The organism is Candidatus Poriferisodalis sp. (assembly GCF_965221945.1).
Lineage (GTDB): Bacteria > Actinomycetota > Acidimicrobiia > Acidimicrobiales > Poriferisodalaceae > Poriferisodalis.
The window spans coordinates 1,682,594-1,694,876 of sequence record NZ_OZ244925.1 but is presented as its reverse complement, the minus strand read 5'-3'; the positions used below and the strand labels follow the sequence as shown (position 1 = coordinate 1,694,876).

12 protein-coding genes are annotated in these 12,283 nt (G+C 67.2%); 5 read left to right on the top strand and 7 right to left on the bottom strand.

The genetic code is table 11. The features are described from left to right. Positions 1–44: 44 nt before the first annotated feature. From ACOQPH_RS07915 to ACOQPH_RS07905, 3 genes are all read right to left on the bottom strand, one after another. A complete protein-coding gene (locus ACOQPH_RS07915) occupies positions 45–812 on the bottom strand; it encodes a DUF169 domain-containing protein (protein ID WP_419554880.1) in 768 nt (255 codons plus the stop codon). Between the two features lie 191 nt (positions 813–1,003). Beyond that, a complete protein-coding gene (locus ACOQPH_RS07910) occupies positions 1,004–1,435 on the bottom strand; it encodes a TA system VapC family ribonuclease toxin (RefSeq protein ID WP_420624086.1) in 432 nt (143 codons plus the stop codon). Positions 1,436–1,441: 6 nt separating this feature from the next. Beyond that, positions 1,442–1,672, bottom strand: coding sequence for a CopG family transcriptional regulator (locus ACOQPH_RS07905; protein ID WP_420624085.1), 231 nt, complete (start codon positions 1,670–1,672; stop codon positions 1,442–1,444). A 182-nt stretch (positions 1,673–1,854) separates the two neighbouring features. Here ACOQPH_RS07905 and ACOQPH_RS07900 point away from each other — a divergent pair, with 182 nt between their 5' ends. The 4 genes from ACOQPH_RS07900 to ACOQPH_RS07885 all read left to right on the top strand — a co-directional run bounded on the left by ACOQPH_RS07900 (position 1,855) and on the right by ACOQPH_RS07885 (position 6,693). Next, complete coding sequence (locus tag ACOQPH_RS07900; RefSeq protein WP_420624084.1) at positions 1,855–2,637, top strand: enoyl-CoA hydratase/isomerase family protein; 783 nt, start codon at positions 1,855–1,857, stop codon at positions 2,635–2,637. A 69-nt stretch (positions 2,638–2,706) separates the two neighbouring features. Then, a complete protein-coding gene (locus tag ACOQPH_RS07895) occupies positions 2,707–3,621 on the top strand; it encodes a TIGR01777 family oxidoreductase (RefSeq protein WP_420624083.1) in 915 nt (304 codons plus the stop codon). Between the two features lie 50 nt (positions 3,622–3,671). Next, positions 3,672–5,972, top strand: a complete 2,301-nt coding sequence (locus tag ACOQPH_RS07890; protein WP_420624082.1) for a penicillin acylase family protein — start codon at positions 3,672–3,674, stop codon at positions 5,970–5,972. After that, positions 5,956–6,693, top strand: a complete 738-nt coding sequence (locus ACOQPH_RS07885) for an alpha/beta hydrolase (RefSeq protein WP_420624081.1) — start codon at positions 5,956–5,958, stop codon at positions 6,691–6,693. The genes ACOQPH_RS07890 and ACOQPH_RS07885 overlap by 17 nt, the downstream gene beginning before the upstream one ends. Here ACOQPH_RS07885 and ACOQPH_RS07880 read toward each other — a convergent pair. From ACOQPH_RS07880 to ACOQPH_RS07870, 3 genes are read right to left on the bottom strand one after another with little or no spacing between them, the layout of a single operon-like run. Beyond that, positions 6,671–7,531 (bottom strand): alpha/beta fold hydrolase, encoded by an 861-nt coding sequence (locus tag ACOQPH_RS07880; RefSeq protein WP_420624080.1) that lies wholly within the window; start codon positions 7,529–7,531, stop codon positions 6,671–6,673. The two genes, ACOQPH_RS07885 and ACOQPH_RS07880, sit on opposite strands and share 23 nt — an antisense overlap. Further along, on the bottom strand, positions 7,528–8,811 hold the full coding sequence (locus tag ACOQPH_RS07875; RefSeq protein ID WP_420624079.1) for an LLM class flavin-dependent oxidoreductase: 1,284 nt from the start codon (positions 8,809–8,811) through the stop codon (positions 7,528–7,530). Before ACOQPH_RS07875 ends, ACOQPH_RS07880 begins: the two co-directional genes overlap by 4 nt. Positions 8,812–8,867: 56 nt before the next feature. Then, positions 8,868–10,007 (bottom strand): acyl-CoA dehydrogenase family protein, encoded by a 1,140-nt coding sequence (locus ACOQPH_RS07870; RefSeq protein WP_420624078.1) that lies wholly within the window; start codon positions 10,005–10,007, stop codon positions 8,868–8,870. A gap of 49 nt (positions 10,008–10,056) precedes the next feature. On the opposite strand from ACOQPH_RS07870, the gene ACOQPH_RS07865 reads away from it, so the two are divergent. Further along, complete coding sequence (locus ACOQPH_RS07865; protein ID WP_420624077.1) at positions 10,057–11,421, top strand: M20/M25/M40 family metallo-hydrolase; 1,365 nt, start codon at positions 10,057–10,059, stop codon at positions 11,419–11,421. Between the two features lie 39 nt (positions 11,422–11,460). Here ACOQPH_RS07865 and ACOQPH_RS07860 read toward each other — a convergent pair whose 3' ends face one another. Beyond that, positions 11,461–12,192 (bottom strand): hypothetical protein, encoded by a 732-nt coding sequence (locus ACOQPH_RS07860; RefSeq protein WP_420624076.1) that lies wholly within the window; start codon positions 12,190–12,192, stop codon positions 11,461–11,463. Positions 12,193–12,283: the final 91 nt, after the last annotated feature.

Here is a 12,283-nt window from a genome sequence, read left to right as displayed (position 1 = left end):
GGTGTAGTTGGCGGTTTTCTGAGGTGCGGGCCGGTCTCGTGTCCTCAGTCGTAACTGACGCCGAGGCCGGCACGAGCGTCGGTCTGGATGCCGTACGTCGGGATTGGGTAACGCAGCCCGTTGCGGGACAGCGCCTCCATGCCCTCGACCGCAACGACGAGATCTTCCGGTGTGAGAGCAATCAAGAGCTCGTCCTCCATCACGCCGCCATAGCGGCGCTCGGCGAAGCAGGGAATCGACACGCTCGGCTCTCCCGTGTGCAGCGCCCTGCCCCACGAATCAGCGCACGCCGACTCGCCGACGCAGCCCCATTCCATCTTCTTGTAGCCACGCCACTGCAGGCCGTTGATGAGGATGATCATCTGGGCAGGCGTGGCATAGATCATGCAGACGTCGGGCGGGTTGAGTCGCTTCGACGACAGCGGTGCGACCACCATCGCCTCATAGGTGCCATAGGGCACGCAGTCCATGGCGTGCTGGTGCTCGGAGGCATCCTCCAGCGTCTCGAACCACACGCCGGCCATGCGGTCGCCCGACAGCCACTTGTCGTCTTGGGGATGCAGCCCGATGACGGCGCCGCACTGGGCGCCGACGAGGTCGTCCATGGTCACGCCGACCGTCCAGTTGAGCCGGCAGGCCATGCCCACGATCTGATCGGTGGTGTGGATGGCGTTTGGGCGGCGCACCCGCGGCACGGCCTCCATATCGGCCGTGGTCTCGAAGAGCTTCATGCCGATCGGAGTGGTGCGCAGCCGCAGCACAGCCTGCAGGCGTGCAAGCAAGTCGTCCCAGTCGATCGACTCGGTACGCACGTGCGCTGCGGTCTCGGTCGTTGCGTCGGCTACGTCGGTCTGGGTCACGGCTTCCCCCTCAGGTATGGCTGGCCTGTTGTTCCCCGATTCTCAGGTCAGCCGGATTCGCAAGGTCACGCTAGTTCGGCGACCACGATCGTGAGCCGTCGGCTGCGCTGGCTCTGCGGCCGGCGCAGCCATGGCTCGCAGCGTCAAGCGTTGGTGATCGGGTTGATCCAGCTCAGTTCGGCAAATCTCGCGAAGTCGGAATCTGCTGAGACGATTGCCAAGCCATGTTCGATGCACAGTGCAGCGAGCGCAGCGTCGGGAATGAGGTTGGCGCTGAGGTGCAGTTCACGCACGAGCCGACCGAGGATGGCGCGATGCCCTTTGCCGGGCTCAGGAATCCATGCGCTCGGTGCGTCCAGCCAGGCTTCCACAAAGGCCCATGCCGCTGTGGGCGAGAGCGGATTGGGCACCGCTCGGGGGTTGGTGACGATCCTCAGAAACCCGGTCAGAGACTGCCACGGAAGCCCGACACGACGCGGTCCGTTCAGCGCGTCTTCGAGCCAAGGTCTCGCTGCGGGGTGGAAGGGACTGTGCTCGTCGACTGCATAGAGCAGGACGTTGGCATCGACGAGCACCGGCAGCTACCTGGACTGGGGGCCTTCGAGCAGGTCGATGGCCTCGGCCACGTTGCTCACGTCGATGCGGATGCCGAGCGGGTGGGTCTTCTGGACGAAGGGCTCGCTCGCCGATTCAGCCGCTAACCCTCGGCGAACGAGATGGTTGACGGCCTCGGACACCCCCATGCCGGTTTCTCGGCGCAATCGGGCAAGTGCTTGCGCCGCGTCCTCATCGAATTCGACGGTCGTGCGCATGCAAGAAAGCTAACACGTAAGTGTGAGAAGTTCAGCATGTACGTGTACAGGCCGGGGCACCACTCTGGGGGCCGACTCCAGAATCGGCGATAGCAGCGGTACTAGCGTGGCGCGCCGGCTCACCGCTGGCGGGCCGGATCGGAGCGGGCGACTGCCCGTCGATGCGAAGGAGCATTCGCGACATGGCAGAGGGACTGAGGGTCGAACGGGACGGGCGCGTCGGACTGGTGATCATGGATCGCCCGCCCCACAACTTCCTGAGCTACCGCCAAGTGCATGGCATCGCCGACGCGCTGGTCGAACTGGAAGAAGACATGAGCATCGGCTGCGCGGTGCTGGCCGCCGAGGGTCGCTCGTTCTGCGCAGGTGCCGACCTGGGCGGCGAGGGCGTCGGCGGCGGTGCCGAGGAGAAAGTCGGCGGCAACGCCACACTGGAGCTGTACCAAGGCTCGGGGCGACTATTCGACGTGACGCTGCCCATCGTGGGGGCGATCCACGGTCCCGCCATCGGAGGCGGTCTGGGACTGGCGATGGTGCCCGACATCCGCATCACCTGCCCCGAGGCCCGGTTTTGCGCCAACTTTGCATCGCTCGGCATCCACCAGGGCTTCGGCATGAGCGTGACGATGCCGGCCCTGCTGGGCCCTGAACGCGCTGCCAAGGTGCTGCTGGGCGCCAAGCGGTACAAGGGCGATGAGGCAGTCGAGCTGGGTCTCGCCGACGAGTGCGTGCCTGCTGATCAGGTACGCGACCGCGCCATCGAAATCGCTGGCGAGATTGCTGCGAACGCCCCGCTGGCCGTACGGGCCATCAAGGCCACGCTGCGACTCGGCCTCGGCGACCGCGTCCGCGAGATCACACAGCGCGAGGCCGCCGAGCAGCTGCGCCTCTCGGGCACACAAGACGCCCGCGAAGGCATGGCGGCCGTCTCCGAGCGCCGCCTCGGCGACTTCCAGGGCCGCTAGAGCTCCCGACGGCGCCTCACCGCGCCTTGAGACCCAGCGGGGGTTGCTGGGCGCGCCATGATGAATGACATGCGAGTCGCGATCACGGGCATTCGTGGGCTGATCGGCGGAGCGCTTGCAGCGAGCCTGCGGGCTGACGGCCACGAGGTCGTCGGGGTGTCCCGAAGTCCCGGTCCAGCGCCCGTCGAAGGCAGCGAGAGCGATGCCGCCGGGCAAACGGTCGTCTGGAACGTGGCCGAAGAATCCATCGACGCGGCCGCGCTCGAAGGGCTCGACGCCATTGTTCACCTGGCGGGGGAGAGCATCGGCGGGCGGTGGACCGACAAACGCAAGGCCGCCATCATGTCGAGCCGCGTCGAGTCCACCAAGCTGCTGGCAGACACCGTCGGCAAGCTCGATGCCAAGCCGTCGGTGTTCGTCTGCGGCTCTGCTGTCGGGTTCTACGGCAACCGGGGCGAGGAGGAGCTGACCGAGTGGTCGCTGCCTGGTAACGGCTTCCTGGCCGAAGTCTGCAAGCGCTGGGAACGCGCCGCGGTGCCGATCCCCGACGCCGGGGTGCGACTCGTTCGCATTCGCACAGGTCTCGTTGTGGGGCGCGGAGCGCCGGCGATTGAACGCATGGCGCGCATCACCCGACTCTGTGCCGGAGGGCCGCTGGGCACCGGTCGCCAGTGGTGGAGCTGGATCAGCCTCGACGACGAGGTCCGCGCCATCCGGCATCTCATCGACAGCGACGTCAGCGGCGCTTTCAACCTGACGGCGCCCAACCCGGTCCGCCAGCGGGGCTTCCAACGGGCGCTGAGCTCGGCCCTGCGCCGCCCTTCGTTCATGCCGGCGCCGCGGTTCGCCATCCGGGCTTCGCTGGGCGAGATGGGCCAAGCACTGCTGCTCGACTCGACTCGGGTGCTTCCCGACGCTCTCACCGAGGACGGATTCCGCTTCGAGCATCCCGAACTGGCCGGCGCACTCGCGGAGGCGCTCTAACAGCGACAAACAAGCTGCCGAGCGAACTCCGGCGTCCTAGCGTGGCCGCCATGACCCAAGGCAGTGGCTCGGACGGCGGTGTCTCAGCGGGCGTGCTCGGCGTGACTATCCGGCGTGACAGGTGGGGCATCGCTCACGCCGAGGCCCCGACGGCCGATGGGGCATTCGCGGCACAGGGCTGGGTGGCAGCCGACGACCGGATCTGGCAGATGGAATGGGATCGGTGCAGGGCCACCGGACGCTGGGCCGAAGTGGTCGGCATGGCCGGGGCCCGTGAGGATGCCTTCTTCCGGCGACTCGGGCTCGCCGCGATCGCGCAAGCGAACTATGCAGCGCTCGAACCCCGCACCCAGGCGATGTGCGAGGCCTACACGCAGGGCGTTAACCGTTGGCTGGCCGACTACGCCGATGCGCTGCCCCCCGAGTTCGAGCACCATCCGTCTCCGCCGGAGCCGTGGGAGCCATGGCACTGCGTCGCGGTCTACAAGCTGCGTCACATCTTCATGGGCACGCTCACCCGAAAGCTGTGGCGAGGACGCATCATGGCCCAAGCCGGACCCGAAGCGGTCATGGCGATCGTCGGGGATGTCGAGGCCGATACGGCCATCGTGCCCGGCTACGGGCAGCATCGACACGGCCCCGGCGATGGGGCGTCCCCCGATCTGCTCGCCGACGCGGCCACGCTGCTCGATGCGAGCGCGGTCGACATGGCGGCACTTGCAGCGGCCATGGACTCCGACGGGGCGTCCAACTCATGGGCGCTGAGTGGCGAGCGCACCGCCAGCGGCAAGCCGCTGCTCGCAGGCGATCCGCACCGGGGCATCGAGTTCCCGAACGTGTACCACCAATGCCACCTGAGCTGCGATGACTTCGACGCCATCGGGATGGGATTCCCCGGCGTGCCGGGCTTCCCGCACTTCGGGCACAACGCCGAGGTTGCGTGGGGCATCACCCACGGCATGTGCGACGACACCGACGTGTTCGTGGAGCGATTCGAGCTGGACTCGACGCTCGGGGAGCCTTGGCGGAGCGAAACGCTCGACATCCGGGGCGAGGGAACTGTCGAGGTGCTCTGCGGGTCCACGCCGAGGGGACCGGTCGTGCTCGGCGACCCCGCCGACGGGGTCGCGCTGTCGTTGCAGTGGACCGGCATGTTCGGCCCCGACACGACGTTCGATGCTCTGTGGCCGATGCTGGCTGCCGGTTCGACAGCCGAGCTGATCGAAGCGGTGCGGCCCTGGGTGCTGCCGGTGAACAACCTGCTGACAGCCGACCGCGCCGGCGGCATTGCCTTCAAGATCCGGGGTCGGGTCGTCGAGCGTTCGCCTGCGAGCCGCTGGACCCCGGTGCCGGGTACCGACGAGTTTGGATGGGACGGTCGCCAACCGGTCCCGTTCGAAGAATTGCCGCACTGGGCCAATCCCGACCGAGGCTTCCTCGTCACGGCCAACAATCGCACCGCCGACGGCGGCCCCTACATCTCGCTGGACTTCGCCGGGCCCAGCCGCCACGACCGCATCTGCGAGCTGTTGGCGCCGATGACGAGCGCCACCGTTTCGGATATGAGCCGTGTCCACTCGGACGTGACCTCGCTCGTCGCGCCCAGGGTGCTTGATCTCATCAACGAGTACGCGGTGGAGTGCGGCCATGAACTCTCACACACGTTGCTCGACATGCTGGCTGACTGGGACCAGCGCATGACTGCCGACTCGCCAGCCGCAACCATCTACTCGGTCATCAAGCGACGGCTCATCGAGGCGATCATCGAGCGGCTCGGCATTGCGGGAGCGGAGTTGGGCGCAGCGGGGTGGCCGCCCGCCGCCGAGGCCAGCCGCATGGCCGCCGGGGCAGTCGTGCGCATGCTCTGCGAGCGGAACCTCGACGTGGTACCTGGGCTGGATAACCCCATCGGGCGGCGCATGGCGGTTAGCGCTTGCGTCGACGAAACCGCGGCCGAGCTCACCCAGCGGCTCGGCGACGATCCGCAGTCGTGGACCTGGGGAAGGGTGCACCGCATGGCATCGCCGCACCCGCTCGCCTCGGCGCTGACGGCCGCACGGGACCTGCATCCGCCGGTCGACGGCTGCGCGGGCGACGGCGACACGGTTCGCCAAGGCGGCACCGCGCCGGAGACCGGTGAGCGGGCCATTCACGGCTCGGTCGCCCGGTATGCGTTCGATCTCGGCGACTGGGACAGCTCCGGTTGGGTGGTCCCACACGGCGTGTCGGGCGTGCGTGGCAGCGGCCATGACCTCGACCAACGCCAGGCCTGGATCGACTGCGAGCTGATCCCGATGTCCTACAGCCCCGATGCGGTGGAAGCCGTCTCGGTCGATGTCCTTGAGATCTAGGGGAACCCGCCGCCACGAGCTGTCGCCCGAGGCGGCTGCGTACAAGGCCCGAGGCACGCCTTCGGTGCCATTGCAGATGCCCGACCTGGCCGACTTGGACGCCGTCGCACGCTGGCGCGCCGAGACCAACGCCCTCTGGGGCACCGACGACGACCCCGAAGTGCCGCACCGGCCGGTCACGATCGGCGGTGTGCCGTGCCTCGTGGCAGGCCCACAAGCCTCGGATTCGAAACCCACCGTGGTCTACGCACACGGCGGCGGCTACGTCTTGGGCAGTGCTGCAGTCGCAATCCCGATCACAGCGCGCCTCGGCCGAATCCTCCGGCTCGTCTCGGTGGACTTCCGCCAACCTCCCGAGCACACGTTTCCCGCGGCCCTCGACGACATGCTGGCGGTGTACCGGGCGTTGGCCGGCTACAGGGCCTCAGTGGCGCTCGCAGGCGACTCGGCGGGCGGAGCGCTCGCGCTCAGCGCTGCGGTCATTGCCGCCGCCGACGGGATGCCCCCGGTTCTCGTGCAGGCTGCGGTCGGCGAGCCCCTTGCGTCACAGGCGCGCGAATTCCAGCAACGCGCAGCCGGCGCAGGCGTTGACATCACACTCGACCTGTGGGAGGGCCTCTGGCACACGTGGCACTACCACGCACTGCCCGAAGCGGACCAAGCTCTGGCTGAAGCAGCTGCCTTCCTGGCGGCGTCCCTCAACCGTGCAGATGGGCCGTAACGGCCGCCACCACAGCTGCCGGCTGTTCGTAGGGAAGCATGTGCCCGGCACCGTCAACCAGTTCAACACTGGCGTCGGGCAGCGCTTCCTGCCAGGCGTCTGCATAGGGCGGCGGGATCAGCCGATCCTGACGGCCCCAGGCCAGCAGTGTGGGCACCGTCACGCGGTACGCCCGCTCGGAGAACCGCCGGTTGGGGATCGGGAACAGGATCTTGCCGGCCATGCCCTGCTGGCGGGCCCGGGCCACCATGAACCGGGTCAGCGTCGCGTTGTCGGAGAAGTCGGCGCCTCCGGTCAGCACTTCCTCGCCCACATTGGGGTCGGCGAAGAGCACTTCGGCCAGCTGGTAGGGCAGCATCGCGAAGATGTCGGGAATCGGGTGATCCGCGAGCCACATTCCTGCGGGGCACATCAATGCCATGCGCCCCACCGACTGAGGTGCCAGCGCCGCCATTTCGGCGGCGATCATGCCGCCCATCGAGTGGCCCATCAGGTGCAGGCCGCCGGCCGCGCCCGAGGACAGCAGACCCATCTCGGTGGCCACATCCCAGCCGTGCAGCGCGAAATCCTGCATGTCCGACAGGCGGTCCTCGTCGCCGTGCTCGCTCCAGGCGGGCCACACCGGCGCCACTACTCGTAGCCCAGCCGCCGCCAAGCCCTCGAGCACGGGCTCGGTCGGCAGCCAGCCACCGGCACCGTGCAGCGCCAGGACGGTCGCTGTGCCGGAGGAAGCCCCGCCCGCCGGTTCGTAGACGCGCACCGGTGCAGTCACCGAACGCCGCGTGGTCACCACGACCTCGTCAAAGGTCGATGCAGTTGCTGTCACGGTGGTGCTCATGCCACGGCGCCGTTGGGCATCTCGGGGTAGCGCCGGGCGTCGGCCATGGTGTCTTCTGGACGCACCCGCTCGGCCATGGGCTTGCACCACCAGTCCTCGGCATCGGCGAACTCGTCGCCCCAGATGTCCCGCAGCCCACCCATCACTTTCTCGGCGAACAGCTGGCTCGAGTAGCGGGTCTTCCAGTCGGGCATGTTCCCCATGTGCAGCAGGCAGAACACGGTGCCGACGCGCAGCCGCTTGATCATGTCCTCCATGCGCTCGCGCACCGTGTCGGGCGAGCCCGCAATCACGTAGCCACCCTCGACCAGGTCCTTCCAGGTCAGTCGCTTGAACAGCGCCTGGTTCTCCTTGCGGAATTGGTCGAGCTTGCCGGCCTGGATGGTCTTGACCGTCCGGTAGCCGGGCGGGTCGGCAAAACCGGGGAACACATGGAGGCAGCGGTTGAAGAAGTACAGCATGTGCTCGCTGTAGAGCTCCTCGGCCTCGGCGTCGGTGGCCGCCGTGCAAATGATCTGGGCGAAGCCGGCCCGACCGGGCGTCTCGCTCTTGTCCATCTCCGCGACCCGGTTCCAGTAGCCGTCCATCAGGGTCTGGCCCGCCAGGTAACCGTTGAAACTCAGGTACGAGTAGTTGTAGTCGTGCTCAAGGCAGAAGTCCCACGTCTCGATCGAACCGCCGCCGGGGATGTAGATCGGCGGATGCGGCTGCTGGATCGGTTTCGGCCAGCAGTTCACGTAGCGCAGCTGGTTGTACTTGCCGTCGAACGCGAAGACGTCAGGGTTGGTCCACGCCTCCATGATCAGGTCGTGGGCTTCGTAATACTTCTCGCGGGTCAGCGCAGGGATCTGCCCGTACGTGAAGTTGGTGTCCATCGGGGTGCCGACGGGGAAGCCGGCAACGAGCCGGCCGCCGCTCAGGCAGTCGAGCATTGCGAACTCTTCGGCGACACGGTGCGCCGGGTTGTACAGCGCGATGGAGTTGCCGATCACGCAGATGGCGGCCTGCGACGTCCGTCGCGCCAAGCCTGCAGCGATGATGTTGGGGCTCGGCATGATGCCGTAGGCGTTCTGGTGATGTTCGTTGACGCCGATGCCGTCGAAGCCGAGCTCGTCGGCGAACTCGAGCTGGTCCATGTACTCGTGATAGACGCCGTTTGCCCGCTCAGGATCGAACAGCGACCCGTCGATGTCGACCCACACAGACCGGTGCTCGGTCTTGAAGTCGTCGGGCAGGTCGGGCCAGGGCATCAGGTTGAACCAGCAGAACTTCACGGTCATGTGGGGTTACCTCCGTTCGCGGCGATGGCTCACCGCGCTGGCAGAATTCGCAAACGTTACGGGGAAGGTTCGCGCGGCAGGCCGAGCACCCGCTCACCGATGATGTTCCGCTGGATCTCGCTGGTGCCACCCGCGATGCGCATCCCCGGCGCGTACAAGAATGCTTCGGTCTCGGTCCCAGCGAGCATGGCGTCGGCACCGCGCAGGCCGGCACCTATCTCCACTTCGTCGTAGCCGAGTTCGCTGTTCGCCAGCTTTGCCACTGGAGCCATGCGCGGATCAGCGCCGTGCAGTTCCATGAGCGCGGCCAAGGCGCTCCCGCGGGCGAGCAGATCGGCAAGTGACTGCCTCCCCAGTGGTCCGGTGTCGCCAGCAGCTTCGATCATCTTCGAGAGGCGCTTGCGGAGGCTGATGACACCCGAGGCGCCCGCACCGCCCCGCTCGTCTTCGAGCACCGCCATCGCGACGCCCCAGCCGCCGCCGCGTTCGCCGAGCAATGCGTCGGCTGGCATCGAGACCTCGTCGAAGAAGACCTCGCAGAATTCGCGGTCACCGGTCATCTGCTGGATCGGTCGCACCTCGACGCCGGGCAATTTCATGTCGAGCAGGAAGAAGCTGATGCCGCGGTGCTTGGGGGCATCTGGCTCAGTGCGTGCCATCAGGATGCCGTACTCGGCGAATTGCGCGTTCGAAGACCACACCTTCTGCCCATTCAGCACGAACCGGTTGCCGTCGGGCACAGCGGAGGTCCCGAGCCCGCCCAGGTCAGACCCAGCGCCGGGCTCGCTGAACAGCTGGCACCACAGCATCTCGCCGGTCAAGGTGGGACGCAGGAACTGCTCGCGTTGGCGGTCGGTACCGGTGCGCATGATGGCCTCGCCGGCCAGCACGATTCCTTGCAGATTCAGGTACGGCGCGACGGCCGAACGCTCGCATTCCTCCATCCATACGCCGGTGTGGTCTCGGCCCAGCCCGCGGCCGCCACAGGCAGTGGGCCAATGCAGCCCGGCCCAGCCGCTGTCATAGCAATACCTCTGCCAGCGGCGTGCGCGTTCGTGCAGCGCTGGCACGAGGATTGCTCCGTAGGCAGGGCAGGCTTCACCGGCGTCAACGGCCTCGCTCAGGAACTGCACGGCCTCAACGCGGAACGCGTCGAGACTCGTCTCGGTCCCCATTTCCTCAGATCCGGTCTCCATTGACGTCACGGTAGCCGTGAGGTGCCACCGCGGTCCTAACATCGCCCCCATGGGTGACCTGAGCCACACTGACCCCGCATTGACGAACCAGACGGTTGATCTGCTCCAGCAGATGATCCGGAACGCTTGCGTCAACGACGGCACCGTCGCTTCCGGTTCCGAAGTGCGCAACAGCGACCTCTTGCAGACCTACCTCGAAGGCCCGGGTGTCCAGGTCGAGCGTTTCGAGTCGGAGCCGGGGCGTCGCTCGATGGTCGCTCGCATCGAGGGCACCGACCCGGCAGCACCGAAGCTCTGCCTGATGGGACACACCGACGTGGTGCCCGTCAACCCCGAAGGCTGGAGCCGGGATCCCTTCGCTGGCGAACTGGTGGACGGCGAAGTGTGGGGACGTGGAGCCGTCGACATGCTGAATCTCACCTCCTCGATGGCGGTGGCCTTCCGCCACATTGCCGAGAGCGGCTTCCGTCCGAAGGGCGACCTGATCTACTTCGGAGTGGCCGACGAGGAGGCCGGCGGCACCTATGGCGCAAAGTGGATGGCCGAGCACCACTGGGATGCCATCGCCTGCGACTACGTGCTCACCGAGTTCGGCGGCATGCCCACCCACACGCCTCAGGGCACCAAGCTCACGCTCGCGGCAGGCGAGAAGGGCCTGGGATGGCGACGACTGACGGTACGCGGCACGCCGGGGCACGGCTCGATGCCCCTCGGCACCGACAATGCGCTGCTCAAGGCAGCCGAGATTATCCGCCGCATCGCGGAGTACCGGCCGGCGCCGCGTCTCACCGAGATGTGGCAGCACCATGTCTCGACGCTGACCGTCGACGACGAGACTCGAGAGGCACTGGGTGACCCGGCCCGTGTCTACGACGCCGTTGCCGGAATGTCGTCCCCGGGGCTGGCGCGCCACCTGCATGCATGCAGCCATACGACGTTCAGCCCCAACGTCGTGGCCGGCGGCAACAAGACGAACATCATCCCCGACCGGGTCGAAATGGAGATCGACATCCGCACGGCTCCGGGCGATCCCACCTCGGTCGACGAGCACCTGCGGGCGGCGCTCGGCGATCTGTTCGACGAAGTCGAGATCGAGCACCTGCACGACGATCCAGCAAGTTTCTCGCCGACGAACACGCCCATGTGGCAGTTGCTCGGCGAGCTGATGGCCAAGGCACATCCGGGTGCGCCCCTCATCCCCTCATTGATTGTCGGTGCGACCGATGCCCGTTTCTTCCGTCACAAGGGCGCCGTGGCATATGGGGCGGGCTTGTTCAGCGACCGTGTGAACTCCAACGACTTCATGCTGCGCTTCCATGGCAACGACGAGCGCGTCGACATCGACTCGCTGGCGCTCACGACGCAGCTGTGGATCGACGTCGTCAAGAACCTGGGTGACGCCGTCGCCAGTTGAGACGAGCCGCTGGCTCGGGTTGCTGGAGCGCAGGTGCGCTCAGCCGGTGCAGGCCACCCGGGGCTCGATGTGCGGCAGGCGTCCAGATCGCAGGGAGATGACCGCGCCTTCCTCGTTGACCTCCCACACGACTCGCTTGTCGACGTCGGGAGCGTCGACCGGCACGTACTGGATCGCCGAGAGCCCGGGCCCGTCTTCGATCCGGTCGCCGAAGGCTTCGACGATCTCGCTCCGGGTGGAGCCGATGCCGTAGCCCGAGATGGTCGTGATCGGTCCGGACCCGATGTCGACCCGCACGATCTCGGAGTTGACGGCAAGGAACCGGACACCCTCGGGACCGTTCTGGACGGTGTAGTAGCGACAGGCATCGCTGCCGCCCGGCACTGCAATCATCAGCGCGCCGGCGGCTTCACGGGCGTCTTCGAGGCTGTGACCGATCTGCACCGGTCCAAGACCAGCCGTCGAGAGCTTCGACTCGGCGGTCACGCTGGGACCTGACGGTTCCTCTTCGGCCATGCCGTCACCAGCACCTGTGGTGGTCGGCGTGGCCGTGACGATCGTGGGGGTATCGGTCCCTGTGTCGGACATAGACCCGTCGTCAGCGGCCGTAGTCGTGGTCGCATCGGTGCTGTCGTCGCTGAGCAAACCGCAGGCGCTGACCAGCAGCGCAGCAGCCAGGGCTGCGGCGAGCGCACGCCAGCGAACGGTGTTGCCTCCGAAGCGGGAGTCGAGTTGGTGCACGGCAGTCGCCCTTCGCAGAGGATTCGGCATCTAGTCGAGAGTACCGAAGCCAAGACAGGGGCGCGGAGACACCGGCGGGCCGGAAGGGACGGGCGTAAGCTCAACGACCGGAAACCGGTAC

Bases quoted from the DNA above. Each gene is read 5' to 3' on its own strand.
- ACOQPH_RS07905 (WP_420624085.1), bottom strand. From the start codon at position 1,672: ATGCGCACGACCGTCGAATTCGATGAGGACGCGGCGCAAGCACTTGCC.
- ACOQPH_RS07900 (WP_420624084.1), top strand. From the start codon at position 1,855: ATGGCAGAGGGACTGAGGGTCGAACGGGACGGGCGCGTCGGACTGGTG.
- ACOQPH_RS07895 (WP_420624083.1), top strand. From the start codon at position 2,707: ATGCGAGTCGCGATCACGGGCATTCGTGGGCTGATCGGCGGAGCGCTT.
- ACOQPH_RS07890 (WP_420624082.1), top strand. From the start codon at position 3,672: ATGACCCAAGGCAGTGGCTCGGACGGCGGTGTCTCAGCGGGCGTGCTC.
- ACOQPH_RS07885 (WP_420624081.1), top strand. From the start codon at position 5,956: ATGTCCTTGAGATCTAGGGGAACCCGCCGCCACGAGCTGTCGCCCGAG.
- ACOQPH_RS07880 (WP_420624080.1), bottom strand. From the start codon at position 7,531: ATGAGCACCACCGTGACAGCAACTGCATCGACCTTTGACGAGGTCGTG.
- ACOQPH_RS07875 (WP_420624079.1), bottom strand. From the start codon at position 8,811: ATGACCGTGAAGTTCTGCTGGTTCAACCTGATGCCCTGGCCCGACCTG.
- ACOQPH_RS07870 (WP_420624078.1), bottom strand. From the start codon at position 10,007: ATGGAGACCGGATCTGAGGAAATGGGGACCGAGACGAGTCTCGACGCG.
- ACOQPH_RS07865 (WP_420624077.1), top strand. From the start codon at position 10,057: ATGGGTGACCTGAGCCACACTGACCCCGCATTGACGAACCAGACGGTT.
- ACOQPH_RS07860 (WP_420624076.1), bottom strand. From the start codon at position 12,192: ATGCCGAATCCTCTGCGAAGGGCGACTGCCGTGCACCAACTCGACTCC.